Source organism: Kitasatospora sp. NPDC092039 (genome assembly GCF_044756065.1).
In the GTDB taxonomy this organism is placed as follows: domain Bacteria; phylum Actinomycetota; class Actinomycetes; order Streptomycetales; family Streptomycetaceae; genus Kitasatospora.
Window position 1 is genome coordinate 130045 of sequence record NZ_JBIVSD010000001.1, and the last position, 25962, is coordinate 156006.

A 25962-nucleotide genomic window follows, 5' to 3' on the forward strand; every position below is an offset into this window, starting at 1 on the left:
GGGGGTCGGATGGTTCGTGGTGGTGGCCTGTACGGGGTCGGGGTGGCGGTCAGGCCTCGGAGGCGGCGCTGTCCGTGCCGTCGGTCTCGGCGGCGTCCGCGGCCTCGCTCTGGTCGTCGTCGTGCTCGCGGGCCCGGCGCTCGCCGTCCTTCTGCAGGGTCCGGTGGTAGTCCTGGAGCCAGATCCGCTTGACGGTGCCGGAGCGGCGGCGCCACTGGCAGAGGTCGATGAGGAGCTGGGCCCAGTCGATCTCCACGTCGCTGCCGCGCAGTTGGCGGACGGCTCCGGGCAGGTGGCGGTGCAGGCCGTCGACGCTCTGCCGGCTCAGCAGGTTGAGGCGGGTCTCGGCCGAGGTCTCGCGCAGACCGCCTGCCTGGCCGCCTTTGATGACACCGTCGGCGAAGGCCTGGCCGAGGCTGCGCGGAGGGATCCGCTCGGCGGTCCCGGGGTCCGCTTCCTCCCCGCGGTCGGTCGGGGCGCCGGGCGCGCCCGGCGCCGATCCGGCGGCCGTCGCCTCCTCGTCCTGCGCTTGCTCCTTCGGCTGCTCCTTCGACCCGTTCTTCCTCGACGTCTCGGCCTTCGCGGCGGCGTACTGGTCGCGGCGCTGCGCGGCGATCAGGGAGGCGATGGTGTAGAAGGCGCGCTGGACGTCGCGGCTGCGCGTCTGCTCGTCGGTGAGCCAGGAGGCCACGTAGCGGTGCATGAACGGCACCGCGTCCAGGTCCTTGCCGACGCCACGGCGCAGGGCCGCGCGGACACCGGGATCCTCGTGACTGCGCTTGTCGATCCTGGCGGTGAAGGCACGTGCCCGCCCCAGCGAGGGGATGAGGGCGGGCTCCTTCGGTGTGCCGACCGCGTCGTCCGCCGGTTTGGCGGGCCCCGGAATGGTGCTGGTCGTGCTCATGCGTCCTCCGTACTGGTGTTGCGGCCGGTACCGTCGGCGCCGCCGGTCCTGGCCGGGCGCTTCACCGGCCCGCCGTACAGCTCGATGCGGGCGGTGGTGCAGGCCTTGGCCCCGCGCATGGTGCCGAGTGCGCCGTAGGTGACGGTGTCGTAGGCCTCCTCGGCGAGGATGCGGAAGGCCGTGGCGGCGCCGTCGAAGTCGCGTTCGTCGAGGCGCTTCCAGAACTCGGCCTCGGCTGCGGGCCAGTAGCGGGCCGCGGCGTCGACGGCCCAGGTGCAGTCGCGGATCTTGGGGGCCGTGGTGAAACCGGCCCAGGCCTTCTTGACGGCCCGGTCGAGCCGGTTCCCGTACCGCTCCCCCAGGACGCGCAGGCGGCCGATCTCGACCGCGACCGTGGGTTCCTTGTCCTCTGCGAGTCCGAGTACCGGTGGGGTGACCGCGTCGACGAACTGGATGTCCTTCGCCTGTCCGTCCTGTTCGAACCCCAGCGCGCGCACCCTCAGGTCTTCCGAGACCTCCAGCGCGGTGCGGAACACTTCGGGGCGGCACGGCCGGGTGGTGCCCGCGGGGTTGTTGAGCAGCAGGGCGTCCAGATCCCGCCACAGTGCGCGCCGGGAGTCGGCGGGGCGGGGGTAGGGGTTTCCCTCCTTGCTGGTCTGCCAGATCAGGTACGGGTCGCCCTCGCGGGAGATCTTGAGTTGGTTCGCCCAGGTGATGAACACGTCGCGGACGTACCGGCCGGTGGCATCGGGCACCAGGAGCAGCGCGTGCTGGGAGCGGGCCGTGAGGCCCGAGCACGGACCATTCAGCGGCGGTGGAGCGGCTGCGGGGTCGGGCAGTTCCTCACGCTCCCACGGGCACAGGTCGCTGACACGGGAGACGCTCTCGCGGGGTTTGGGAAGTCCGGCCAGCAGCGTCTCGAAGAGCGTCTCGCTCTCCGGGTGGTAGGAGAGCGTGCTCCGCAGCGGGCCGGCCTTGCTGCTGGCCGCCTTGGTGCCGCCGACCGTACGGCTGGAGCACCGTCCGGAAGGACCGTAGTAGTGCCAGACGAGCAGGTGCAGGACGGCCTGGTCGGGGGTGGGCAGCTCGGGAGCGGTGCTGTTGACGTGCTGGAACCAGGAGTGGTTGTTGCCCGAGGGGCGGGTGGTGATGAGCTTATCGACGCCGGCGGTGTTCGCCTGGTCGCACTGCTCGGCCAGCCTCGGGTCCTGGAGGAAGGGACGTACGGGGTCGAAGAGGTCGAAGCGGCCGTGGTTGCACTCGGTGAACTCGGCGATCCGCTTCTCGTCGAAGCGCCCCTGGTCGACCAGACCGTAGCGGCGGTCGGACCAGTCGCCGGGGCCGGCTTCGTCGAGTTCGGTCACACGGGCGGTGATCGTATACAGGACGCGGTACAGCGCGGAGAGCGCCGGCGGGTCGGCGACCGCGATCCGCTCGATCTCGTGTGCGCGCAGAAGGAGCTCGCGCAGGCCGGCCTTGGGCGGGTAGGCGGTCGTGGAATCCGCCGAGTCGTTCGTCTCCTTGCCGGGGATCCAGCGGACGGGGATCCACGCTTCGTCGAGGAGGTTGTAGGCGGGTGGTGCGAGTGGTGCGGATGGCATGCGGCCTCCGGCGAGGCGAGTACGGGTGAGCACAGGATGGGTAGGCTCTGCGCGGTCCCCGCGATCGAGCGGGGGTGAGCCGTGCGGCGCCTAGGAAGTGGCCGTGTCGGCAGACCTGTCCCCGCTCGAGCGGGGGTCGTGCCGGTCCCGGACGGGCGACAGCCCTGCCCGGGACCGGCGTAGCCAACGTATCGTCAAGTGCGGCGCCTATGACGTCAGTTCTCGGATATTCCCACGTTCGAGTACATGAGCTGCCTCTCCCCCAGCCGGCCCGTCCACTGGTCGCCGTCACGACGCATGCGCAGCATGGCCAGGTCGGTGAGCAGGGGCCGGTCCTTCCAGGCCTTCGGCACGGCGTTCTCGTCCGTGCGGCCGGCGAGCCAGCGGCCGGGCAGCGGCACGGTGTGCCGCATGATCAACGCGATTTCATCCCGGTTCGCCGCGGCCACGGGCAGCGGAACATCGCGGCCGGGAGCGAGGCTCCAGCCCCGCTCCCGTTCGAAGACGCACACGGCACGGCCGCTGTCCGCGCCGAGGCGGGTGGTCAGCAGGTCGTCCGAGACGACGAAGCTGCGCTCGCTGAGCTCGGACAGGTCGTCGACCACGTCGCACGGCGCCGGGATGACGGTGATCTCCGCCATCTGCTCCTCGGCCGCCTCCGAGGCGATGCGCTCGGCGTCCATCCGGTCGAGCTCCGCGGCGGCGGCCTTCTCCAGGCCAGCTCCGAAGTCGTCCGCGTAGACGTCGTCCACGAGCTCTTGGACGTCTCCCGGGACTTCGACCGCACCGCTGGACCGATCTGCGAGCAGCAGGCTGGTGCGGCGCAGCAGGGAGGCGTCGTAGACGGTGCCCCAGGAGCGGGGCGCTGCCACGCGGCCCTCGTCGTCGAGCGGTTCCAGCACGATCATGCGCGGCTCGGCGGCCTCGCCGGTCCAGGCCGGGCGGTTGGGGCGTTCGTGGCGCTTGCCGCGGCCGGCCCGCTGCAGGAGCTGCGCGAGCGGCGCGAGGTCCGAGACGATCAGGTCGAAGTCGAGGTCGAGTGACTGTTCGACGATCTGGGTGGCCACCAGGATCGAGCCCTCGCGCGGGGTGGCCGCCGCCGTGTCGTCCGCGGGCTTCCCGTACGCGGTTTCGCACTCGGTGGTGATGCGCTGCCGCTCGTGGGCCGGGTAGCGGGAGTGGAGCAGCCGCAGGCCGCCGTCGCGCGCGGCGAGTTCGGGCAGGACGGACCGCAGGTAGCGGTAGGTGCGCTGGGCCTCGTCCACGGTGGTGCAGCAGACGAGGACGCAGCCACCTTCGGCGGTGACCGGTGCGAGGATCTCGCGCAGGGCCTCACGGCGCCCCTGCCGTCCGGGCTTCTTCGCGACGTCCTGGTCCCGGACGTCCCAGTGGACCCGGCGGGTCTCCAGGCGCAGGGTCCGGGCGCGGCTGCTGCCGACCTCGCGCGGCGTGGACACCTCTCCGCTGCCCGCGTCCGCGAACAGCCATCCCGGGTAGCAGGGTTCCACCGTGGACGGCTCGCGGAAGCCCGCGCCGCGTCGGTAGGCGTCGACGAGGGACGAGGCCGCCTTGCCGGTCAGCGTCGCCGACAGCAGCACGACCGGCGCGCCGAACGCGCCGAGCCACTCCAGCAGCCGCACCAGCAGGCTGTGCATCCACGGGCCGTAGGCGTGCGCCTCGTCCACCACCAGCACCTTGTCCGACAGTCCGAACAGCCGCAGGAAGCCGTAGCGGACCGGCAGTACCCCGGTGAGCGCCTGGTCGACGGTGCCATTGGCGAGCGGCGCGAGCAGACCCCGACGCCCCGTGCGCAGCCACTGGCCGGCCTCGGTGTCCGCCAGGACGGCCGTCCCGTCCGTCGCCCCCTCCCCGAGGACGTAGTCGGGGCTCAGCCAGGCCATGCTGTGCAGCAGCGTGAGCGCGCGATCGCCCTCGACGTTGTCCTCGGCGAACCTGCGGACCCGGGTGAACATCGCATCCGCCGTGGCCATCGTCGGCAGCGCGAAGTAGAGCCCGGAGGCACCCGAGGCCCTCGCGATCACGGAGGCGGCATGCAGGGCGGTCTCGGTCTTGCCGTCGCCGGTCGGGGCTGTGACCAGCAACAGTCCGGGCCCCTTCACCACCCCGGGCAGGCACTCCGCGACGTCGGCCTGCAGCTTGTTCGGGAGGAACGGGAACTGCTGCGCGAAGGGCTTGTCCGGAAACGCCGCCCGCCCGAGACCGGCTTCGCGGACCCACCCCGGTGCGGCCTTGGCTGCCGTCTCGAAGTGCTCGGCGAGCTCTGAGTCCCCGGTCTTCCAGCCCTCCCCGGGCATCCGCGGCTCGATGACGTCGACCTGGCTGGCCAACCAGTCGGCCACCACGACCAGCCCCGCGACCACCACCGCCAGCTCACCGGGCAGCACGGACTCCAGTGGCTTGTCGGCCCCGACCGTCCGACGGACCGCGTGTGTGTGCGCGAGGCGCTGCTCCCGCCAGCCCTCCGCAGTGCCGAGAGCGGGCTGGTAGCCCGACGGCCTGTTGATCTCCTTCACCTGCAGCGTGGGGGCGAAGCACCCGTGGTGCCCGCCGAGCAACTGAGCGATCTGGTGGGCCGGCGACTTCTTGACCGGCTTGCCGAGCGGATAGCCGCACTGCCTGAAGAACTCGACCAGCCCCCAGTGCGTGGCCGTCTCGTGCCTCAGGTACCCGCTGCGATTCGCCGCCGGATTGTCCTCCGCATACGCCGGGTCCCCCATCAGCTTCGCGAACTCGTCGGTGACCTGCTGCTGGAAGTGCAGCGAGATCTTCCCGATGTCGTGGAGCCCGGCCCACAGCATAACCATCTTCCGGGCCTCGGCCTCGCTGACGCCCATGGCCCCGGCGATCCGCGTTCGCACGCGGTCGCTCAGGACCGCGTCCCACAGCGCACCCGCGACGGCGGCAGTGTCCAGGAGGTGGCAGACCACGGGGTACGGACCGGGCAGGCCGGCACTCTTACCCCACAGGCGGGAGTCGGGATCGACCGACTCGAAGCCACCAACAGACTTGTTCTCGCTCATGCCTGAGGATGTATCAGCTGCCACTGACAATTCTCGCGGCCCTCTCATCGGAATCGATGGCAGACGAGGACGCGGCGGACGGGGGCTGAGGCGCATCACCCGAGCTCATAGGCACCAGGAGGGCATCGACGGGTAGTTCGTGTAACGATCCAGACACCACCAAACGGGCTGAGCCACCCGTTAGATTGGAACTTTTGGCTACCGCCGAACCTGGCCTGGCACCGGGGACCTCGGCGATCGAACCGGCCTCCAGGCGCAATGAGCCCACCATCACGAGTACACGGATACCGACCTGCCGCCGCTGATCAGGACTGGGCCGCTCCCGCCCCAATCGTCGAGCTCGGCAGCCCCCTCCCATACCCGCGCACTGCCGTACCCCGGGCTCCGAACCGCCCATGGCATCATGTGAGCGATCCTTGACACCTCGACACCGAACGGCGCACCTGACCTGGCCAAGGCATCAGACGCCTCGCCAACATGGTCAAGAAATTGCAAAGCCATCGCTGCGCCGCAGGTCAGGAAGCCTCCTCCCCGCACCCGCGGGGGTCAGCGGGTGCTGGACGGCTACGCGCTCGACCAGTGGGTCTCCTCCCCGCACCCGCGGGGGTCAGCGGCGCCGCCGGGGCGGACCGGTGCAGCTGGTCTGCTCCTCCCCGCACCCGCGGGGGTCAGCGGTTTTTAAGGGCGCACGGTGGATGCCTTGGCACCTCCTCCCCGCACCCGCGGGGGTCAGCGGGCCCTACCGCCCATCACCGTCACCGAGAACGGCTCCTCCCCGCACCCGCGGGGGTCAGCGGCAGTCCGTCACCGTGCTGCTCAAGGCGCTCGGCTCCTCCCCGCACCCGCGGGGGTCAGCGGGCGCTCGACCTGCTCCGCACCGAGGGGCTGATCTCCTCCCCGCACCCGCGGGGGTCAGCGGGCCGGGCACATCCCGCCGGTGCTGGTGGTGCCCTCCTCCCCGCACCCGCGGGGGTCAGCGGCTATTGCTGCCTCACCAACGATTTTCGTACGGCTCCTCCCCGCACCCGCGGGGGTCAGCGGAACTGCCGGGCCGTCAGTTCGCCGCACAATCGCTCCTCCCCGCACCCGCGGGGGTCAGCGGGGCAACGACCATGGTGCAGATCTTCGCCGCCGCTCCTCCCCGCACCCGCGGGGGTCAGCGGTACGGCCCGGGAGAGTACTTCCGGCATGGCTGCTCCTCCCCGCACCCGCGGGGGTCAGCGGCTTGCGGTGCTTCTTCTTGGCCATACGCTTGCCTCCTCCCCGCACCCGCGGGGGTCAGCGGCCGGCGGCCAAGTCGCAGGCGCCCAAGGGGCACTCCTCCCCGCACCCGCGGGGGTCAGCGGACCGGGGTGTCGTCGGGCCAGGCGAAGGAGACCTCCTCCCCGCACCCGCGGGGGTCAGCGGCCCGTACTGGTCGCCTACCAGAAGGAGTCCGCCTCCTCCCCGCACCCGCGGGGGTCAGCGAGAAGACCGAAGAGCGACACGGGAGTTGAACCGCTCCTCCCCGCACCCGCGGGGGTCAGCGGCCGGCGCAAGCGAGGACACGCTTCGACGCATCCTCCTCCCCGCACCCGCGGGGGTCAGCGGGGCGATCGAGTTCCCAGGAAGCTAGCGGCCTCTCCTCCCCGCACCCGCGGGGGTCAGCCGAACCAGCTGATCAGCTTCGTCGCCAACACCATCTCCTCCCCGCACCCGCGGGGGTCAGCCGATTCCCGGCGCCCGACTCGATCTGTTCTTCGGCTCCTCCCCGCACCCGCGGGGGTCAGCCGGCGTACCTGGGTGGGCGGCGCCGAAGTCGCGCCTCCTCCCCGCACCCGCGGGGGTCAGCCGGACCCGGCCGACAAGGCGCCGCGCCCGGCGGCCTCCTCCCCGCACCCGCGGGGGTCAGCCGTCAGGCTCGGGCTCGGGCCAGATGTCGTTCGGCTCCTCCCCGCACCCGCGGGGGTCAGCCGACGTGCCAGCCGCGGTCGATGGTGGCGAGGGCCTCCTCCCCGCACCCGCGGGGGTCAGCCGGTGTTGCGGCCCTCCTGCGCGCGGGCCTGGTTCTCCTCCCCGCACCCGCGGGGGTCAGCCGTCCGGGACGTCCGGGACGAGCACATTGCCGTGCTCCTCCCCGCACCCGCGGGGGTCAGCCGCACGGGGATCTTCAGGGCGTGGAAGTGGCGACCTCCTCCCCGCACCCGCGGGGGTCAGCCGTGGACGACGCCCGGAGACGGGGGTGCGTGGTGCTCCTCCCCGCACCCGCGGGGGTCAGCCGCTGCGGAGGCCGAGCGGCCGGAGAAGGGACGCCTCCTCCCCGCACCCGCGGGGGTCAGCCGGGCGAGGTGGGGCGGGGGACGTCCACGTTGAGCTCCTCCCCGCACCCGCGGGGGTCAGCCGGTGCTCGGGCCAGCCGTGTCCGGCGTCGTCGGCTCCTCCCCGCACCCGCGGGGGTCAGCCGGCTTGACGGCGAGGATCAGGGTGTCGGCGAGCCTCCTCACCGCACCCGCGGGGGTCAGCCGGTCTACGACCTCATCCGCTCCGGCACCCTGCGCTCCTCCCCGCACCCGCGGGGGTCAGCCGTCCTTGAGCACCTCGAACTGGGCCCCGCGCTCCTCCTCCCCGCACCCGCGGGGGTCAGCCGGCCATGGCCTACATCTACTGACCGAATTTCCTCTCCTCCCCGCACCCGCGGGGGTCAGCCGGTGGAGAACTCGGTTGCCTTCGTGATGCCGGTCTCCTCCCCGCACCCGCGGGGGTCAGCCGACCGGCTGACGAAGGCCCAGCGGTCGACGGTCCTCCTCCCCGCACCCGCGGGGGTCAGCCGTCGTCCAGGCGGTCCCGGCGGGCGTTCTCCGCCTCCTCCCCGCACCCGCGGGGGTCAGTCGGCCGGCGGACAGCTCGACGGCGCCGCGCACCTCTCCTCCCCGCACCCGCGGGGGTCAGCCGGAGCGGGCCGTCATCACCGAGGCCCTGGCCGTCTCCTCCCCGCAGCCGCGGGGGTCAGCCGCAGCTCAGCACAGCGCCAACCCCGCGTTGATCCTCCTCCCCGCACCCGCGGGGGTCAGCCGGTGTTCATCCACACCGAGAAGCACGGGGTCGTCTCCTCCCCGCACCCGCGGGGGTCAGCCGTCGATCACGGTCCGGGCACCCAGCCAGGAGGCCTCCTCCCCGCACCCGCGGAAGTCAGCCGCCCTGCCGCTGCCCGTGGTGTCCTGCATCGTCCTCCTCCCCGCACCCGCGGGGGTCAGCCGGAGGACGGCCGGCTGCTGCTCGTCTGCCGGGCCTCCTCCCCGCACCCGCGGGGGTCAGCCGGGCCACGCCCGCGTGCTCGGCCTCAACGCGGCCTCCTCCCCGCACCCGCGGGGGTCAGCCGACCGAGTGGCACAAGCGCGAGGAGCACGCCCGCTCCTCCCCGCACCCGCGGGGGTCAGCCGTCGATGTCCGGCGTCGCGGCGGTGGCGGACGCCTCCTCCCCGCACCCGCGGGGGTCAGCCAGGAGCGGCTGCCGCAGCACGCGCTGCTGCCGACTCCTCCCCGCACCCGCGGGGGTCAGCCGTCGCCTGCGGCGCGGGCAAGGTGGGCGAGGCCCTCCTCCCCGCACCCGCGGGGGTCAGCCGAAACTCCGCAACGTCGAGTCCCGCGCCGAGACCTCCTCCCCGCACCCGCGGGAGTCAGCCGGCCGACGTGCCGCTCGTCGTCGGCAGCGACACCTCCTCCCCGCACCCGCGGGGGTCAGCCGTCGGCGCCGGTCCCGAACGCCAGCTCCGCGAACTCCTCCCCGCACCCGCGGGCGTCAGCCGCGGCTGGCGAGGTGGCAGAACCGGATCAGGCGCTCCTCGGGCACCCGCGGGGGTCAGCCGCGGGTGCCCCGTATCGGCGCCGAGTCGCACAGCTCCTCCCCGCACCCGCGGGGGTCCGTCCTGCGCGGTGAGGGGGCGAGGGCGCGGACGATGGTGGGCCCGGGGGAACCGAGGGGCCTGGCACGGGGCGTTCCGGCGGCTCCGCCGGCGGGTGGCGGTGCCGGGCCTCAGCCGCCCAGGCGGGCCAGCTGTTCCATCGCCTCGCGCTCGATCCGCGCCAGCTCGCCCAGCAGCGTGCCGGCCCGTTCCAGCGGCGCCGCGTCCCCGGACTCCCCGGCCGCGCCGACCAGGCGGGCCACCTCGGTCCAGCCCGCGGCGGCCTCGGCGTACCCGTCCCGGGCGGCCCGTACCCGGGCGTCGTCGAGCAGTTCCGCGCACTCGGCGAGGTAGTCGCGGTAGAGGTTGCGGAACAGGGCGCCGCCCGTCCCCGCCAGCTCCATCATCCGGGCGGCCTGCGGCAGCTGGACCCCGGGCTGCTGCGCGCGGGCCAACCAGCCCGGCACCAGACCGGCGGCCTTGGCGATGCCGCGGTGGCCGAGGTTGGCGATCGGCGGGTTCAGGAAGGCCGTCGCGCAGTCGGCCATCGCCGGAGCCAGCAGGGCGCGCACGTCCGGCGGATCGCCCTGCAGGGCGAGTGTGAAGGAGCGGTTGCGGGCGGTCATCGGGCCGCGTTGGGCCCGCGCCGCCGCGAGGGAGGCCAGGCTGGTGGTGACCGCGCCGCCCTGCTGCGCGGTGTCCACCAGGTGGGCGTCGTGCGCGTCGTAGCCGCGCATCGCGACCACGTGCCCCCCGAAGTGCACCCGGGAGGTGAAGTACTCCAGGTGGTAGCTGTCCAGTTGGAGCCCGACCGGACGTCCGGCGTCCAGCTCAGCCGCCACGTTGCGCCAGGCCCGCTCGGCGGAGGCGGTCTCCCGGACGTCCAGCAGCAGCCCGAGCCGGGCGGCCAGGGCGCGGGTCAGCTCGAAGGGCTTGACCCGGCCGCCGAGGAAGGGGAAGTCCAGCCCCTTGCCGTCCCAGTAGACGAACGACAGCCCGGCTCCGAGCCCGAACAGCATCGGCTCCGACAGCTCGACGCCCTCGTGGCGCAGCAGCACGTCCAGCGCCGTCGTCTCGCAGTGCCGGCCACCCCAAGGCTCCGTCACGCCGCCCCCTCCGTCCGTTCCTCCACGACCCGGACCACCAGCCGGGTCGTCCACTCCTCCGCCGGGGCCTCCCCCGGTCCGACCAGGTACGCCTCGCGCACCGGTGCCATCGGCCGCAGCCCGCGCTCGTGCACGGCGGCCAGCAACGCGTGGTAGGCGAGGGGCAGTTGGGAGTACGGGCCGTGGTGCACCGTCTCCACCACCGGTCCTCCGGGCAGCAGCTCGCGTTCCAGGCCGTCGGGCAGCCCGCCGGCCCCGCCCGTCCGGCTCGCCCCGTCGCCCGCGCCCGCCTCGGCACCGACCGCGATGCGCATGTCGTCGGCGAGGTCCAGCGGGAACAGCCCCCACAGCGGGGGCCGCCAGGGCGTGCCCCGCAGCCCGGCCACCAGCCGGCCGACGGAAGCGCCGATCCGCTCCGCCAGCTCGCCCGGCCCGGCCACCGTCCGTACGACGACGAGCGGACGCTCGGGCTCCCGCCCGAGGGTGATCTCGTACCCGGGCAGCCCGCCGCCGTCCGCGAGGCGTTCCAGCAGCTCAAGACGGGCCTGGTCGCGGGTGATCCGCTCGGCGACCCGGTCGCGTTCGGCGCGCAGCAGGCCGGCCCGCTCCGGCTCGGCGGCCGCCAGCGTCGCGGCGATCACCGCGAGCGGGACGTCGAGTTCGCGCAGCAGGGCGACGGTGAGCGCGTCGCGGGCCTGTTCGGGGGCGTAGTAGCGGTATCCGGTGGCCGGGTCGACACCGGCCGGGGGCAGCAGGCCGCTGTCGTGGTAGTGGCGGAGCTGTTTCACGCTCAACCGGCAGAGGCGGGCGAAGCGCCCGATGGTGAGGAGGTCTTGGTCTCGCACAGGGCCATCGTGGACCCTCCCGCCGTGGGAGGGTCCATCCGGACGCCCCCCGGGGAGACAGTTCGTGGTCAGGGGGTCCCGGCCTGGATCTCCGTCTCGATCTGGGCGAGGTGGGCGGCGAGGATCTCCTCGAAGGCCGCCTGGCGGTCCACCCCCAGGGGGCGGATGTCGCGGGCGAAGTGGGCGAGGGCGGGGAAGCGGTCGGGGTCGGCGCCGAGGACCGCGACGCGGAACTGTTCCATGCCCTGGTCGTACTCCTCGGAGGTGATGCCGCCGATGCCGGCCTCGGCGGCGATCAGGGCGGAGAGCAGGACGACGATCCGGTGGTAGCAGGCCGGGATCCGTTCGTCGGGCAGGCCCGACGAACGGAGGGCCTGCAGCACCTCCTCCATGGCCAGCCGCGAGCCGGCGCCGCCCGAGGCGTAGCGCCCCCAGATCGAGGCGACCTGGGGCTGCTCGCCGAAGGCCTCCCGTAGGCGCAGGGCGAGGGTGGTGATGCGCTGCTTCCAGTCGCCTTCCGGTCGGTAGCCGTCCAGGGCGGCCACCAGGATGCGGTCGGCGAGCGACCGCAGCAGTTCGGTCTTGTTGCGGAAGTGCCGGTAGAGGCTGGAGGAGTCGGTCCCGAGCGCGGCGGCGAGTCTGCGCACGCTGAACGACTCGGCGTCGCCCGTGCGCAGCAGGTCCGCTGCCGCGTCCAGGATCTCCTCGGTCGACCAACGTCTGCGGCCTGCCATGTCGCCCCTCTCGTTCCGTCGGGGCCAGTGTAACGAACGCGCCCGGAGGTGCGCGCGGCGATGCACTCGCCATTGCACGCGGTGCGTGCATAATGGGGACGCGAGCCCGTTCCACCCCGCACGACCACCACCACGCGCCCGGCCGCCGGCCGGGGAAGGGGAGCAGGAGACATGGGAGACATGAGCGACGCCATCAGCGCCACCGATGCCGTGAACGCCGCGGACACCGCGGACACGGCGGACGCGGCGACCGCCGCGCAGCCGCCGGAGCCGGACTTCTCGGCGATATCCGCCGAGGAGCTGATCGCCTACCGCGAGGCGGAGAACCGCTTCCGGGCCTCCGCCGCGGCCCGGGTGGCGACCGGTGAGCCCGCCGCCGGTGTCGCGATCCGCTGGGAGCGGGTGGCGCTGCCCGGCCGGGAGCTGCCGGTCCGGGTGTACCGGCCGTCGGCCGAGGACGGCCGGACGGACGCCGGCCGCGCCGCGCTGCCGCTGGTCCTGCACGTCCACGGCGGCGCCTTCGTGGGGACGGCGCCGCAGAGCGACTGGATCAACAGCCACGTCTCCGCCGGGCTGGGCGCGGTCGTCGTCTCGGTCGAGCACCGGCTGCTCGACCACACGACCCCGCTGTCGGCGGCGGTCGAGGACGGCTGGGACACCCTCCGGCACGTGCTGCGGGACGCCGGGCGGTGGGGCGTCGACCCGGCGCGTACGGCCCTCCTCGGGGAGAGCTGCGGCGGACTGGTGTGCGCGCTGGCCGCGATCCGGGCGGGCGAGACCGGGCTGCCGTTGCGCGCGCAGGTGCTGGTCAACCCCGCCGTGGACGTGACCGCGTCGGCGTTCGCCTATCCCTCGGCCGCCGAGTTCGGGGAGGCCACCCGTGCCATGCCGAAGCTGGAGCTGTTCCGCCGGCTCGCCGTCCCGGCCGGTACCGACGCCCGCGCGCTCTCGCCGCTGTACGCGGACGGCCTGGACGGGCTGGCGCCGGCCCTCGTGGTGGTGCCGACCCACGACGCGGTGGCCGACCACGGCCGCCGCTACGCCGAGCGGCTGCGGTCGGCCGGCGTCCCCGTGCGGCTCACCGAGTACCCGGGCGCCCCGCACGCCTTCCTGAGCCTGCCGGGCCTGGTCCCGCAGGCCGCGGCCGCCCGGACCGAGATCATCGGCTTCCTCCGTTCGGCTCTCGGCCCGGGCCCCGCAGGGGTTACGGTCCGATGAGGGCCGCGACGGGCACGACGGGCACGACGACCGACTCCGTCCGGCCTCCCCTGGACCATCGGAACCGACGGAGGCAGTCATCGTGAAGCGCATCGGCATCATCGGAGTGGGCGAGATCGGCCGGGCGATCGTGATGGGGCTGCGCCACGGGGAGGAGGCGGGGCCGGAGGTCCTGCTGTCCCCGCGGGGTGCCCGGACCGCCGCCGAGCTGGCCGATCGGTACGAGGACGTGCGGGTGTGCGCCGACAACCAGGAGGTGGTGGACGGCTCCGACCTGGTGATCGTGGCGCTGCGCCGGCAGGACTGGCGCGCGGCCCTGGCCGGGCTGGAGGTGCCCGGCGACCGGATCGTGGTCAACGTGATCCCCGGCGTCGGCACCGAGGAGCTGCGCCGGGTGCTGGCCACCGACGCGACGGTGACCCACGCCATTCCGCTGCCGCCCATCCGCGAGCGCCGCTCGGTCACCGTGGTCCACCCCTCGCACCCCGACGTGGACGCCTTCTTCGAACGGCTGGGCGGGGCCCTGCCGGTGGCGGACGAGGCGGCGCTCAACGTGCTGTCCGCGCTGACCTCGACGCTCACCACCCACTACGCGTTCCTCACCACGCTGGTCTCCTGGGCCGCCGACCAGGGCGTCCCCGCCGAGGACGCCGACCGGTTCGTCCGCGGCGTCTTCCAGGAGGTGGGCCGCTCGCTGGGTGACGGGGCCCACTCGCTGGAGCGCCTCGCGGCCGACCACGAGACGCCGGGCGGGAGCAACGAGCGCATCCGTACCACCTGGTTCGACCAGGCGAACTCCGATGCGCTGCGGACCGCCCTGGACGGGCTCGTCACCGACCTCCACGCCGGCCACCGGTAGGACGGATCCCCGGAGCCGTCGGTCCCCTCGGGGCCGGCGGCTCCCCGCTCGTCGGGTCGCGCCGTATCCCGCCCGGCTGACGACCGTTAGCATGACGGGTATGACGCCGGTCATTGGCGTCGGTTCGCACAGATTCCACAGCGGTTTCGAGGAGTTGACGATGAGTCGCGCTTTCCCTCTGTCCCGGACGACCGATCCCGTCCCCGAGGAGGAGCGACGCACCATCCTCGCCGCGCCGGGGTTCGGCAGGTTCTTCACCGACCACATGGCCTCGGCCACCTGGACGCCCGCCGAGGGCTGGCACGACCGCAAGGTGTCCGCGCTGGTGCCGTACTCGCTGCACCCGAGCGCCGCCGTGCTGCACTACGCCCAGGAGATCTTCGAGGGGCTGAAGGCCTACCGCCACGCCGACGGCAGCGTCTGGCTGTTCCGCCCGGAGTTCAACGCCCGCCGTTTCGCCCGCTCCGCCGAGCGGCTCGCCCTGCCGGTGCTGCCGGAGGAGGACTTCCTCGCCAGCGTCGAGGAGTTGGTCCGCGCGGACGAGGCGTGGGTGCCGGGCTCCGGTGACGAGAAGAGCCTCTACCTGCGGCCGTTCATGTTCGCCGCGGAGGCCTTCCTCGGGGTGCGGCCCGCCGAGGAGATCGCCTACTCGGTGATCGCCAGCCCGGCCGGCCCGTACTTCGCCGGCGGTGTCACGGGCATCACGCTCTGGGTCAGCAGCAAGTACACCCGCGCCGGGCGGGGCGGCACCGGCGCCGCCAAGTGCGGCGGCAACTACGCCTCCAGTCTTGCCGCGCAGCTGGAGTCCCGCGAGCACGGCTGCGACCAGGTGCTGTTCCTGGACGACACCGGCGGCGAGGGGGACCTGGAGGAGTCCGGCACGATGAACCTGTGCCTGGTCACCTCGACCGGCGAGCTGGTGACCCCCGCGCTCGGCAGCATCCTCGACGGGGTGACCCGGGACTCGATCCTGGCCCTGGCGGGCGAGTTCGGACTCACCCGGGTGGAGCGCGCGATCACCCTCTCCGAGCTGCGGACCGGTGCCGCCGACGGCACGGTCACCGAGGTGTTCGCCGCCGGGACGGCCGCGGTGATCACCCCGATCGTCGGGTTCAAGGGCGAGGGCTACGAGTTCACCGTCGGCAACGGCGCGCCCGGCAAGCAGACCCTCGCGCTGCGCGAGCACGTGCTGGACATCCAGTACGGGCGCGCCGAGGACGTCCACGGCTGGATGCGTCGGGTGGTCTGACCACCCGGGGGCGGCCCGACCGGGCCGCCCGGCCCGCCGGCCAGGACCGGCGCCCGGCCCCCGCCCCCGGCGCCCGGCGCGGCTCAACTCCCGTCGGGCACCACGACCTCACGCTTGAGGATCTTTCCGGTCGGCCCCTTGGGCAGCGCGTCCACCGTCCAGACCAGCCGCGGGTACTTGTACGGGGCGACCCGCTCCCGGACGAAGCCGCGGATCTCCTCCGGGGTCGCCGACGCGCCCTCGCGCAGGACCACCGCGGCGGCCACCTCCTGGCCGTGGACGGGGTGGGGGACGCCGACCACCGTGGCCTCGGCCACCGCCGGGTGCTCGTACAGCACGTCCTCCACCTCCCTCGGGTAGACGTTGAAGCCGCCCCGGATGATCAGGTCCTTGCGGCGGTCGACGATCCGGAAGTCGCCCCGCTCGTCGCGGGTGCCGAGGTCCCCGGTGTACAGCCAGCCGTCCCGAACGGTCTGCGCGGTGGTGTCCGGCCGGCGCCAGTACCCCTTCATCACGTTGTGGCCCTGGATCACCACCTCGCCGACCGTGCCGTCCGGCACTTCCGCGCCGGCCTCGTCGACGATCCGCATCCGTACGCCCTCGATCGGGATGCCGATGGTGCCCGCGACCCGCTCCCGGTCGCTCCGGTTGGCGCAGGCCAGCGGCGAGGACTCGGACAGGCCGTAGCCCTCCAGCACCACGCAGCCGAAGTCGGCCTCGAAGCCGCGCAGCACCTCCGGCGGCATCGGCGCGCCGCCGCCCAGGCAGACCCGCAGCGAGGAGACGTCGTACCCGGCGCGCTGCGGGTGGGTCAGCATCAGGGTGTACATGGTCGGGACGCCGAGGAAGACGCTCACCCGGTCGCGCTGGATCACCGAGAGCGCGGCGAGCGGGTCGAAGCGCGGCACCAGGGTCACGCACGCGCCCACGGACACCGCGCAGTTGAGGCCGATCACCTGGCCGAAGGAGTGGAACAGCGGCAGCCCGCCGAAGATCACGTCGCCCTCGACCAGCCCCAGCACCCCGACGCCGGCCCGGACGTTGCACACGATGTTGCGGTGGGTCAGCTCGGCGCCCTTGGGGGCGCCGGTGGTGCCGGAGGTGTAGAGGATGACCGCGGTGTCCGCTGCCCCGCGCCGCCCGGTCCGCGGCGGCCCGGCCGGCTGCTCCGCGAGCGTCGCGGCCAGGGCGGCCGGCTCGACGGCGACCAGCCGGGTGCCGGTGCGCCGGGCGCCCTCGACCGCGTGCTCGGCGCCGGCGTGCCAGGCGAGCAGTACGGCGGCCCCGGCGTCGGCGAGGCAGTGCTCGATCTCCCGGGTCTTCAGCAGCGGGTTCATCGGGACGACCACCGCCCCGGCGCGCAGGATGCCGTAGTACAGCACGGCGAACTCCGGCACGTTCGGCAGCAGGACGGCCACCCGGTCGCCGGGCTCGACGCCGAGGCCGGCCAGCCAGTGCGCGGCCCGGGCACTGCGCGCCTCCAGGTCGGCGAAGCTCAGCACCTGCCCGTCGAGCCGCAGGACGGGGCGCTCCGGACAGCGTGCGGCGGTCGCGGCCAGGAGGTCGGGGATGGTGTGCGGCAGACCGGGGCCGCCGGGCGGCAGGTCGGTGCTTCTGTCGGACGGGTCGGGGACGGCGGGCATGCGGGCGCTCCTCGGGCAGGCTCGGTCACATCGTCATACGGTCGGACGGACGCCGCCGTGCGGAGCGGCGGTCTCGCCGGCGGTCGCACCGACCGTCGCGTCGGTGCCCGGGTCGGCGCCCGCGGCAGCCTCCTCGGAGGCGCTCACGGCTCCCCCCGCTGCGGCCCCCGCGGCGGTGGCGAGCATCCACGGGGCGATCCGCTCCACCAGCCCGCGGTTGTGCCGGATCCAGCGGAAGTGGTCCAGCTCGCGGCCGTCCGCCTGCTCGGCGGTGTAGCTCCAGCGCTCCACCCGGGCCGAGGGCAGCTTGGCGCACAGGTGGTCGACGGCCCGCGGCGGTGCGAGCTCGTCGCCCTGCACGTCCACCGCCAGCACCGGCAGGTCGACCCGGGCCAGCGCCCGTTCGTAGTCGGTGACCGCGCCGCGCACCCGGTAGCGGCCGGTGCGCATCTGCCGCGCCCAGTCCCGCATCAGCCGCGCCGACTCGCGGCCGCCGAAGCCGAACCGCTCGCCCGGCCAGTGGCCGACCGCCGCCGAGGCGACGATCGAGAACTGGCTCAGCGCCAGCCGCCGCAGGCCCGCCCGCAGCCCGAAGGTCCGGTACCAGGCCGATCCGCTGGCCACCAGCACCGCGCCGGCGATCCGGGGCCGGAAGACGCCGCAGTGCACCAGGCCCAGCTGCCCGCCCAGGCTGTGCCCGAGCAGGAGGCGCGGCGCGCCCGGGAACGCCCCGGCCACCGCGTCGAGCACCGCCCCGAAGTCGTGCTCCACCAGCTCACGGAAGCCGAAGGCGACCCCGCGCCGCGGCTGCGGCCGGCTCTCGCCGTGGCCGCGCAGGTCGCAGGTGGCCACGCTCAGCCCGGCCGCGTGCAGGGCGCGGACCAGCGGGGCGTAGTGCCGGGCGGCCGTCCCCATCGCCGGCAGGACGATCACCACCGGGGCGCCCGGCTCCGGCCGGGCCAGCGCCCGGACGGTCAGCCGGGCGCCGTCGGGCGCGGCGATCTCGGCGATCACGGGGAACCGGGGGGTCTTCACGTCCCCGCCTCCCGGTCGACGGACCCGGACCCGGTCTCAGAGCCGGTCTCGGAAACGGACCCGGACCCGGAGCCGGCGCCCGGCCGCCAGCCGATCACCCCGGCGCCCCAGGTGATGCCCGCGCCGAACGCGGCCAGGCCGAGCAGCTTCGGGCCGTCCAGCAGGCCCTCCTCGCGGGCGTGGGTCAGGCCCAGCGGGATCGAGGCCGCCGAGGTGTTGGCGACCCGGTGGACGTTCAGGTAGAGCCGCTCCGGGGGCAGCCCCACCTCCTTGCCGACGGCGCGCACGATCCGGGCGTTGGCCTGATGGGCGACGAACAGGTCGAGGTCCTCGCAGGTCAGGCTGCGCCGGGCGAGCACCTCCCGGGTGGCGGCGGACATCTTCTCCACCGCGTGGTCGAACACCTCCCGGCCGTCCATCCGCAGCTTGCGGTCCTCCCGGTCGGCGTAGAGCAGCGGGATCTGCTCGCCGTCGCTGCCGAGCGAGAAGCAGGGCTCGGGCGCGCCGGGCACGTCGGCGACCACGGCGGCGCCCGCACCGTCGGCCAGCAGCACCGCGGTGCCGCGGTCCTCGTGGTCGGTGATCCGGGTCAGCGCGTCGGCGCCGCAGACCAGCACCGCCTCGGCCCGGCCGGTCTCGATCAGCGCGGCGGCGTGGTCCAGGCCGTAGACGAACCCGGCGCAGGCCGCGTGCAGGTCGAAGGCGACGGCCTGCGGCAGGCCGAGCCGGGCGGCGACCTCCACCGACACCCCGGGGGTGACCCGGTCGGGGGTGATGGTGGCGACCACGACGTGCCGGATGCTCGCCGCGGTGCGCCCGGAGCCGCGCAGCGCCTGCTCGGCGGCGGCCACCGCGAGGTCGGCGAGCCGGCCCTCCGGCGCCAGGAAGCGGCGCTCCCGGATGCCGGTCCGTTTGACGATCCACTCCGGGGAGGCGCCGATCCGCTCGAAGTGCTCGTTGGGGACGACGCGTTCGGGCAGTGCGGCGCCCACGCCGACGATGGCGGCGGTCATGCCGCACCTCCGTCGGCGAAGGCGGGGCCGGTGCCCATCCGGACGGCGTGCATCCCGCCGTCGGCGTGCAGGATCTCCCCGCTGACGGTCGCGGCGAGGTCGGAGAGCAGGAACAGCACCGGTCCGACCACCACCGCCGGGTCGGTGCGGTCCCAGCCGAGCGGGGCCTCGGCCTGCCAGCGGTCGGCGATCCGGTCGAAGGTGCTGATCGCCTGTCCGGCGACGGTCTCCACCGGGCCGGCCGCGACCAGGTTGACCCGGATGCCGGACGGGCCGAGGTACATCGCCAGGTAGCGGCAGACCGCGCCGAGCGCCGCCTTGCTCACGCCCATCCAGTCGTAGCCGGCCCAGGCGCCGCTGGCGTCGAAGTCCAGTCCGACGACGCTGCCGCGCCGCCCGTCCGCGCTGAGCAGCGGGGCGAGGGCGGTGGCCAGCGAGTGCAGCGAGACGGCGGCGGTGCGCAGCGCGAGGCCGGCGGCGTCCGGCGGGGTGGTGAGGAAGTTGCCGCTCAGGGCGGTCTGCTGGGCGGCGGCGACGGCGTGCAGGACGCCGTCGACGCCGCCCCAGCGCTGTTCGAGTTCCTTGACCAGTCGGGCGAAGTCCTCGGGCCGGGTGACGTCCAGGTCCAGCACCTCGGTGGGGCGGGGCAGGACCTCCGCCGCCTTCTCGGTGATCCGCCGGGCCCGGCCGAAGCCGGTGAGCAGGACTTCCGCGCCCGCCTCCTGGAGTGCCCTGGCGGTGTGCCAGGCGATGGAGTCCTGGTTGAGCACCCCGGTGATCAGATAGCGGCGTCCGTGGAAGCCGAGCATCACTCCTGGCCTTTCGTCGTGCCGGTGGTCCCCGGGGCGGCGGCCGCCAGCACCAGGGCCGCGTTGTGCCCGCCGAACCCGAAGGAGGTGGAGAGCCCCGCCCGGCGCCCTCCCGGCAGGGTTGGGCCGGCCAGCGGGGTGGCGTGGCGGATCAGGTTGAGCGGGCCGAGCTTCTCGTCCGGTGCGCGCAGCCCGACGGTGGGCGGGGCGGTGGCGTGGCGCAGCGCCTGGAGGGTGGCGATGGCCTCGACGGCGCCGGCGGCGCCGAAGAGGTGGCCGGTGCAGGACTTGGTGGAGGAGAGCGGGAGCTCCTCCAGGGCCGGTCCGAGGGCCAGTCGCAGGGCGTCGCACTCCGAGCGGTCGTTGAGGACCGTCCCGGTGCCGTGGGCGTTGAGGTAGCCGAGTTGCCCGGGGGTGATTCCGGCCGCGTCGAGTGCCAGGGTGACGGCGCGGGCCGCGGGTTCGCCGGTCGGGTCGGGGGCGGTGAGGTGGTGGGCGTCGCAGGTGGCGCCGTAGCCGAGGACCTCGCCGAGCGCGGTGGCGCCCCGGGCGGCGGCGCCGGCTTCGGTCTCCAGCACCAGGATTCCGGCGCCCTCGCCGATCAGCAGGCCGTCCCGGTCGCGGTCGAAGGGCACCGAGCGGCCGCTCTCGGACAGCGCCCCGGCGGTCCGGAAGGCGGCCCGTACGAGGGCGGAGGTGGAGGCCTCGGCGCCGCCGACGACGACCGCGTCGGCGGCGCCGGCGGCGAGCAGCAGCAGGGCGGTGCCGATCGCCTGGGTGGCGCTGCTGCACGCGGAGGCCAGGCAGAGCGCCTCGCCCCGCAGGCCGTGGCGCTGGGCGATCTGCGAGGCCGCGGCGTTGGCCATCATGGCGGGCACCATGAGCGGGGAGACGAACTCCCCGCCCTGCTGCCGGAGCACCTCGCTCTGGTTCTCGAAGCTGGCCGTCCCGCCGAGCGCGCAGCCCACGACGCAGGCGATCCGCTCGGCGGGGTACGGCAGGGGGCCGTCCGTCCATCCCGCCTGGGCCAGGGCCTCGGCGGCGGCCACGAGTGCGAGCTGGGTGAAGCGGTCGGTGCGGCGGATCTGCTGGCGCGACAGGTGGTCGGCGGGCCGGAAGTCCCGGCACAGCCCGAGCCCGTCGGTGAGCCCGCTCTCGCCGGCCACCGCGCGCCGGTGCAGCTCGTCGGCGCCCACCCCCAGCGGGGTGACCGCGCCCAGGCCCGTGACGACGGCCCGGGGCCTCACTCCAGCCCGGCCTTGCGGCGGCACAGGGCGAGCACCTCGCCGACGGTGTACAGCTGGTCGAAGTCCTTGGGCTTGACCGGGACGCCGAGCTGCTTGCGGATGGACTGGCTGAGTTCGACCATGTCGAGCGAGTCGATCTCCAGTTCGTCCAGGGCGGCGTCGTCGACGATGCTCTCGCGTTCGACGCCGAGGTCGACCAGGGCGTCGACGACGAAGTTCTCGATGGCGCTGCGGTCCAGTGTGTCGGGCATGGCTCTCCTCGTCCGCGCGGGGCGGCGGTGGCGGTGCGGGGGACGTACGGGCGGGCGGCGCGCGCACCCGGCGCGGTCGGGCTGGCGACGCGGGCACGCGACGCGGTCGGGCGGCGCGGGTTCAGGCCGTGGTGCCGGCCTTGCTGGCGTGGTAGGGCGCCCAGTGCCACTGCCGCCAGTAGCTCTCGGCGATGTCCAGCCACTGCTCCAGCCGGGCGGCGTCGTCCAGGAAGCGGTTGGCGCTGACCACCAGCCAGCTGTAGACGGCCTGGCTGTCCCGGCAGCCGCCGCAGTCGCCGGAGGTGCAGCAGAACTGGAGCGACTCGTAGTCGGCGCCCCAGACGTTGAAGCCGGGGATGACCGGGTTGCCGTTGGCGACGCGGTCCTCGTGCTCGGGGGCGTCGACGCTGAGGCTGGGGCAGACGTCGTACCCGAACCGGCCGCCCCAGTGCGTGCGGCCGGTCACCAGGGTCCGGATGAAGTACGGGTGGCTCACCACCGCGTGCGGGTACAGGTCCTTGACCCGCTGCGCCTCGTCCAGCACCCGCTGCTCGTTGGCGATCTTCAGCGGGGTCTCGGTGCCGTGCTCGCTGTAGAAGTTGAAGGTGACGATGTTGCCGTTCTCGGCGATCTTCCGCACGGTGGGCTCGATGTGCTCGACGCCGGCCTCGGAGAGCGCGTAGATGAACAGCACCCGCTGGTCGTCGCGGTAGTGCGAGAGCGCGGTGTCGAACAGGCCGGTGAACTTCGAGCCGTTGACCCGGATCGCGCGCAGGTCGTCGTCGAGCGGGCCGCCGCCGAAGATGCTGACCGCGATGGCGATCTTCTCGAAGCCCTGCTTGGGCATCGGGCGCAGGCCGTTGGTGGAGATGGTGATGTACGGCAGCTGTTCGACGAAGGCTTCCACCCGGCGCGGGACGAGGGTGGGCTCGCCGCCGATCAGGGTGGCCTGGTTGACGCCGTCGTCGGCCAGCTTGCGGGCGAAGGCCCGGATGCGGTCCAGGTCGGACAGTTCCTTGACGGCGGTGTCGAAGCCGCCCTCGAAGTACCAGCAGCCCTTGCAGCGGATGTTGCAGGTGTTGGTGAGGTGGACCTCGCAGGAGCGGACCTCGCGGCCGAGCCGACGCAGCCGGTGCAGGCGTTCGGCCAGGTCGGGCCGGTCGGCGATGAGTTCGGCGGTGCGCGCCTTGGCCTCGCGTCGGCTCAGCGGGCGCTGTTCGATGGTGACGGGTGTTGCCATGACGGTGGGCTCCTCGGGAGTCGCGGATCGGCGTGCTGCTGTTCCTGCTACTCCGGGAGGCGCAGACCCAGGTTCTTGATGCGCGGGGTGACCTTCTCCCGCCACAGGTCGCAGGCCTGGCCGTTGGTGGTCTGCCGCAGGCCGAAGCGGACGGCCAGCTTGGCGCGCTCGGAGCGCGGGCTGCCGAAGATCCGGATGAAGGTCGGCCACAGCCGGTCCAGGGCCTGCTGGAGCTGCTCGCGGCCGTCGTCGGTGGCGGCGAGGTTGCGGCACACCCGGGCGCCGTGGGCGATGTGCACCTTCTCGTCGAGGATGATCGTGCGGACGGCGTCCGCCCAGGGCCGGTAGCTGCTCTGCGCGAACTCGGAGATCATCACCATCGCGGTCTCCTCCCCGATGTAGGAGAAGATCCCGCGCTCGGCCCAGGTGGTGCAGGTGTGGAACTCCTGGGCGCGGAACAGGTTCCGCTCGGCCAGGGTCTGGGTCTCCATGTAGCCGGTGTCCACGCCGATCTCCGCGAGGACCCGCTTGCCGATCTTGTAGTGGTCGTACTCCTCGGCGGCGCGCTCGGCGCAGACCTGCCGCTCCTCCGCGTCGGGGGCCAGCGGCAGGAAGACCTGCACGTAGTCGTCGCCGCCGGAGAGCTCCCCCTCGGTGTTGACGACCATGCCGCGGATCGCGATCTCCCGGTACTCCTCCGGCATCGCCAGGAACTCGTCGGGAGTGCGGACCACCACCGCCTCGTCGTCCAGGATGGAAATACCCATGGCGCAACACCCCGTTCTGAAGAAGGACTCTGAAGCAGGACATGGTCGGGTGTGAGCGGCCGGGGGCCCGCTTCCGCCGAGGCCCTCGATGACGACCACAAGGAAAGAACGCCGCCCCCCAGCGGCCGGCGGAGCACCGCACCGGCTCCGCTGAACTTCCTCGGAGCGTAGGTGCTGCATTTTGGGCCGAACAAGGTCCCTTACGAATCATGCCGAGCGGATTCGGCCATCCGGCACCGCCGGAGCGGCTGCTTCCGGCCCCGGCGGCACCGGCGCGACATGCGCGATTCCCTTGCGCGTCAAGGATCTTGGCGGTTGACCACGGCAGACGAAGCTGGCCGGAAGCAGGCCTGGACCGCCCCGGGCGTACCGCCGGGCCGACCACTACGCTGAGCCCCATGACCACCGACTCGAACACGGCGGTCGCCACCGTCGACGTCCTGCTGGGCCCCGACCGGCTGAACGACCTGATCACCGCCCAGTTCCCCGACTACACCGCCTGCCGGGTGACCGAGGTGGACGGCCGGACCCTGACCATGGCGGTGGACGGCGACCGGCTGCGCACCCGCCCGGGCGGCACCGTCTCGGGCCCGGAGCAGGCCGGCCTGTGCGACATGGCCGCGTTCCTCCTCATCAACTCCCGGCTCGGGCCCACCCTGATGGCGCTGACCAGCTCGCTGCAGATCAGCTTCCTCAACCGGCCGCGGCCCGGGGCGCTGCGCGTGCACGCCAGGACGGCCAAGTTCGGGCGCCGGCTGTGCGTGGTGCTGGCCGAACTGCTGGACGCCGACGACGTGCTGGTGGCCAGTGCCACGCTGACCTACGCGATCCCGCCGGCCCGCCCCGAGACGGCCTGACGCCGCTCCCCCCTCCCGGGGCGCGCCCGGGCGCCGCCGACGGCCGGGGCCCACCGCCGAGGCCGAGCCCACCGCCGCGCCGAGCCCACCGCTGTCCGTACGCCAACAACTCGCCAGGGTGGCGCGAAAGGTGACAGCAAGTCGGCCGAACTCACGATCTTTCGGACAGGAAACGATCTAGGCATTGATCTCCGGCCCGGCCACCTCTAGGTTGCGGTGCAATGTCACACTGAACGGCCATACGGGATGCCCGGGGGGACCACGGTGTCGGACACCGCATTGGAAGCACCGCACCAGGCCGCGAGCAGGCTGCCCCGGGTCTTCTACCGGCTGGCCGCAGGCGACGCCCTGAACACGTACGGCAGCCAGCTCGACCTGGTCGCACTGAGCCTGTTCGCCTACGAGGCGGCCGGCAACGCCCTCGGCACGGCCGGGTACCTGGTGCTGCGGCTGGGCGGCGGCGTCGTCGGCGGGCTGGTCGCCGGGCGGCTGGTGGCCCGGCTGGAGCGCCGGAGGCTGATGACGGGCTGCGCCCTGGCCCAGGCGCTGGCGCTGGTCGTCGTCGCCGGTGTCCCGGCCTCGTTGCGCATCCCCGTCCTCTACCCGCTCGCCCTGGTCCTGGGCGGCGCCGCCGCGGTGGCCGCCGTCGCCCTGCGGACCAGCATCCCCGAGATGGTCGGCGCGGAGCGCCGGGCCCGCGCCAACAGCCTGATGGCGAGTTGCCGTTCCACCGCGATGGTGCTCGGCTTCGCCTCCGCCGGCGTGGTGGTGGCCTGGGCCGGGTTCCGGGCCGCGCTGCTCATCGACGCGGCCAGCTTCGTCCTCTTCGGGGCACTGGTGATCCGGCTGCCGCTGCCCACCCGGGCCGCCCCGGCGGACGGGCCCGCGGCCCGGCCGGACGAACCCGTGGTCCAGTCCGACGGACCCGTGGTCCAGCCGGACGAACCCGCGACCGACCCGGACGAGCCCGCGCCGAAGGCCGGGAAGCGCGGCTCCCGGTGGCAGGCGCTGGTCGTCCTGCGGGCCGCTCCCGTGGTGGGCGCCATGGCGGGGATCCGGCTGCTGGACGCCTTCGGCTCCGCCGCCCACAACATCAGCCTGCCGGTCTTCGCCGACCAGTCCTCCCCCGCCAACCCGGCCGCCCTGCTCGGCACCTTCTGGGCCACCTGGGCGATCGGCAACCTCTGCGCCCAGCAACTGGTCTCCCGGTTCATGCTGCGCCGGGGCATCGAACCCGGCGAGCGCGGCTTCGCGCTGGGCACCTGCCTGATGTCCGTCTGCTTCATCCTGATCTTCACCGACCTGCCGACCCCACTCTTCCTGCTGGTCGCGATCGGCGCCGGCCTCGGCGACGGTTTCACCGAGATCTCCTACACCACCCGGATCCAGGCCCTCGCCGACGAGCGGCGCGGCGAGGCCTTCGGCATCCTCGCCTCCGCCGAGAACATCGGCATGGGCACCGGGATGCTGCTGAGCGGCTCACTGCTCACGCTGCTCAGCCCGCTGACCGTGGTCGGCGTCTCGCACGCCGTCCCGATCGTGCTGGCGCTCGCCTTCCTGGTGCTGGTCGCCCGCACCCGCCGCCGCTGACGGGCCCGGGGCCCGCCCCACCGGCCTCTCCGCACCACCTCCGGCGCCCCCGCACCGTACGCGCCACCCCTC

Annotated in this window: 19 protein-coding genes, 1 pseudogene and 1 CRISPR repeat array; of the genes and pseudogenes, 5 read left to right on the forward strand and 15 right to left on the reverse strand. The window is 73.8% G+C overall.

All coding sequences use genetic code 11. The features are described 5' to 3' along the window. Positions 1 to 49: 49 nt before the first annotated feature. The 7 genes and pseudogenes from casB to ACIQI7_RS00620 form a co-directional block, all read right to left on the reverse strand. Complete coding sequence (casB, locus tag ACIQI7_RS00590; RefSeq protein WP_401103474.1) at positions 50 to 904, reverse strand: type I-E CRISPR-associated protein Cse2/CasB; 855 nt, start codon at positions 902 to 904, stop codon at positions 50 to 52. After that, on the reverse strand, positions 901 to 2505 hold the full coding sequence (casA, locus tag ACIQI7_RS00595) for a type I-E CRISPR-associated protein Cse1/CasA (protein ID WP_401103476.1): 1605 nt from the start codon (positions 2503 to 2505) through the stop codon (positions 901 to 903). Before casA ends, casB begins: the two co-directional genes overlap by 4 nt. A gap of 215 nt (positions 2506 to 2720) precedes the next feature. Then, positions 2721 to 5546 (reverse strand): CRISPR-associated helicase Cas3', encoded by a 2826-nt coding sequence (gene cas3 / locus ACIQI7_RS00600; protein WP_401103478.1) that lies wholly within the window; start codon positions 5544 to 5546, stop codon positions 2721 to 2723. A gap of 524 nt (positions 5547 to 6070) precedes the next feature. Next, positions 6071 to 9450: a CRISPR direct-repeat array (repeat unit 27 nt; unit sequence CTCCTCCCCGCACCCGCGGGGGTCAGC). Positions 9451 to 9558: 108 nt separating this feature from the next. After that, the gene (locus ACIQI7_RS00605; protein ID WP_401103480.1) at positions 9559 to 10533 is read right to left on the reverse strand and encodes a BtrH N-terminal domain-containing protein; all 975 of its coding nucleotides are present in this window, start codon (positions 10531 to 10533) and stop codon (positions 9559 to 9561) included. Then, positions 10530 to 10847 carry a GyrI-like domain-containing protein gene (locus ACIQI7_RS00610; RefSeq protein ID WP_401104512.1) on the reverse strand — a complete coding sequence of 106 codons (318 nt, stop codon included), beginning with the start codon at positions 10845 to 10847 and terminating at the stop codon, positions 10530 to 10532. Before ACIQI7_RS00610 ends, ACIQI7_RS00605 begins: the two co-directional genes overlap by 4 nt. 318 nt (positions 10848 to 11165) lie before the next feature. Further along, positions 11166 to 11378 (reverse strand): annotated as a pseudogene (locus tag ACIQI7_RS00615) (MerR family DNA-binding transcriptional regulator); the annotation flags it as partial. Between the two features lie 68 nt (positions 11379 to 11446). Beyond that, positions 11447 to 12112, reverse strand: coding sequence for a TetR/AcrR family transcriptional regulator (locus ACIQI7_RS00620; RefSeq protein WP_401103482.1), 666 nt, complete (start codon positions 12110 to 12112; stop codon positions 11447 to 11449). Positions 12113 to 12292: 180 nt separating this feature from the next. On the opposite strand from ACIQI7_RS00620, the gene ACIQI7_RS00625 reads away from it, so the two are divergent. From ACIQI7_RS00625 to ACIQI7_RS00635, 3 genes are all read left to right on the forward strand, one after another. Beyond that, complete coding sequence (locus ACIQI7_RS00625) at positions 12293 to 13330, forward strand: alpha/beta hydrolase (RefSeq protein ID WP_401103484.1); 1038 nt, start codon at positions 12293 to 12295, stop codon at positions 13328 to 13330. Between the two features lie 82 nt (positions 13331 to 13412). Then, positions 13413 to 14189, forward strand: coding sequence for an NAD(P)-binding domain-containing protein (locus tag ACIQI7_RS00630; protein WP_401103485.1), 777 nt, complete (start codon positions 13413 to 13415; stop codon positions 14187 to 14189). 160 nt (positions 14190 to 14349) lie between these two features. Continuing rightward, positions 14350 to 15438: a branched-chain amino acid aminotransferase gene (locus ACIQI7_RS00635; protein ID WP_401103486.1), complete on the forward strand. Its 1089-nt coding sequence runs from the start codon at positions 14350 to 14352 to the stop codon at positions 15436 to 15438. An 83-nt stretch (positions 15439 to 15521) separates the two neighbouring features. Here the strand turns inward: ACIQI7_RS00635 and ACIQI7_RS00640 are convergent, their stop codons facing one another. From ACIQI7_RS00640 to ACIQI7_RS00675, 8 genes are all read right to left on the reverse strand, one after another. Then, the gene (locus ACIQI7_RS00640) at positions 15522 to 17081 is read right to left on the reverse strand and encodes a long-chain fatty acid--CoA ligase (RefSeq protein ID WP_401103488.1); all 1560 of its coding nucleotides are present in this window, start codon (positions 17079 to 17081) and stop codon (positions 15522 to 15524) included. A gap of 33 nt (positions 17082 to 17114) precedes the next feature. Next, entirely contained in the window at positions 17115 to 18116 is a 1002-nt protein-coding gene (locus ACIQI7_RS00645; RefSeq protein WP_401103490.1) for an alpha/beta fold hydrolase, read from the reverse strand. Continuing rightward, the gene (locus ACIQI7_RS00650; RefSeq protein WP_401103492.1) at positions 18113 to 19129 is read right to left on the reverse strand and encodes a beta-ketoacyl-ACP synthase 3; all 1017 of its coding nucleotides are present in this window, start codon (positions 19127 to 19129) and stop codon (positions 18113 to 18115) included. The genes ACIQI7_RS00645 and ACIQI7_RS00650 overlap by 4 nt, the downstream gene beginning before the upstream one ends. Then, the gene (fabI, locus tag ACIQI7_RS00655) at positions 19126 to 19938 is read right to left on the reverse strand and encodes an enoyl-ACP reductase FabI (RefSeq protein ID WP_401103494.1); all 813 of its coding nucleotides are present in this window, start codon (positions 19936 to 19938) and stop codon (positions 19126 to 19128) included. The genes ACIQI7_RS00650 and fabI overlap by 4 nt, the downstream gene beginning before the upstream one ends. Then, complete coding sequence (locus ACIQI7_RS00660) at positions 19938 to 21185, reverse strand: beta-ketoacyl-[acyl-carrier-protein] synthase family protein (protein WP_401103497.1); 1248 nt, start codon at positions 21183 to 21185, stop codon at positions 19938 to 19940. Before ACIQI7_RS00660 ends, fabI begins: the two co-directional genes overlap by 1 nt. Continuing rightward, complete coding sequence (locus tag ACIQI7_RS00665; RefSeq protein ID WP_387755827.1) at positions 21182 to 21436, reverse strand: acyl carrier protein; 255 nt, start codon at positions 21434 to 21436, stop codon at positions 21182 to 21184. Before ACIQI7_RS00665 ends, ACIQI7_RS00660 begins: the two co-directional genes overlap by 4 nt. Before the next feature lie 121 nt (positions 21437 to 21557). Next, a complete protein-coding gene (locus ACIQI7_RS00670) occupies positions 21558 to 22676 on the reverse strand; it encodes a radical SAM protein (protein WP_401103500.1) in 1119 nt (372 codons plus the stop codon). Positions 22677 to 22723: 47 nt separating this feature from the next. Next, positions 22724 to 23443, reverse strand: coding sequence for a Phenylacetic acid catabolic protein (locus ACIQI7_RS00675; protein WP_401103502.1), 720 nt, complete (start codon positions 23441 to 23443; stop codon positions 22724 to 22726). Positions 23444 to 23841: 398 nt separating this feature from the next. Here ACIQI7_RS00675 and ACIQI7_RS00680 point away from each other — a divergent pair, with 398 nt between their 5' ends. Further along, positions 23842 to 24300, forward strand: coding sequence for a PaaI family thioesterase (locus ACIQI7_RS00680; protein WP_401103504.1), 459 nt, complete (start codon positions 23842 to 23844; stop codon positions 24298 to 24300). A gap of 279 nt (positions 24301 to 24579) precedes the next feature. Further along, positions 24580 to 25890: an MFS transporter gene (locus tag ACIQI7_RS00685; protein WP_401103506.1), complete on the forward strand. Its 1311-nt coding sequence runs from the start codon at positions 24580 to 24582 to the stop codon at positions 25888 to 25890. Positions 25891 to 25962: the final 72 nt, after the last annotated feature.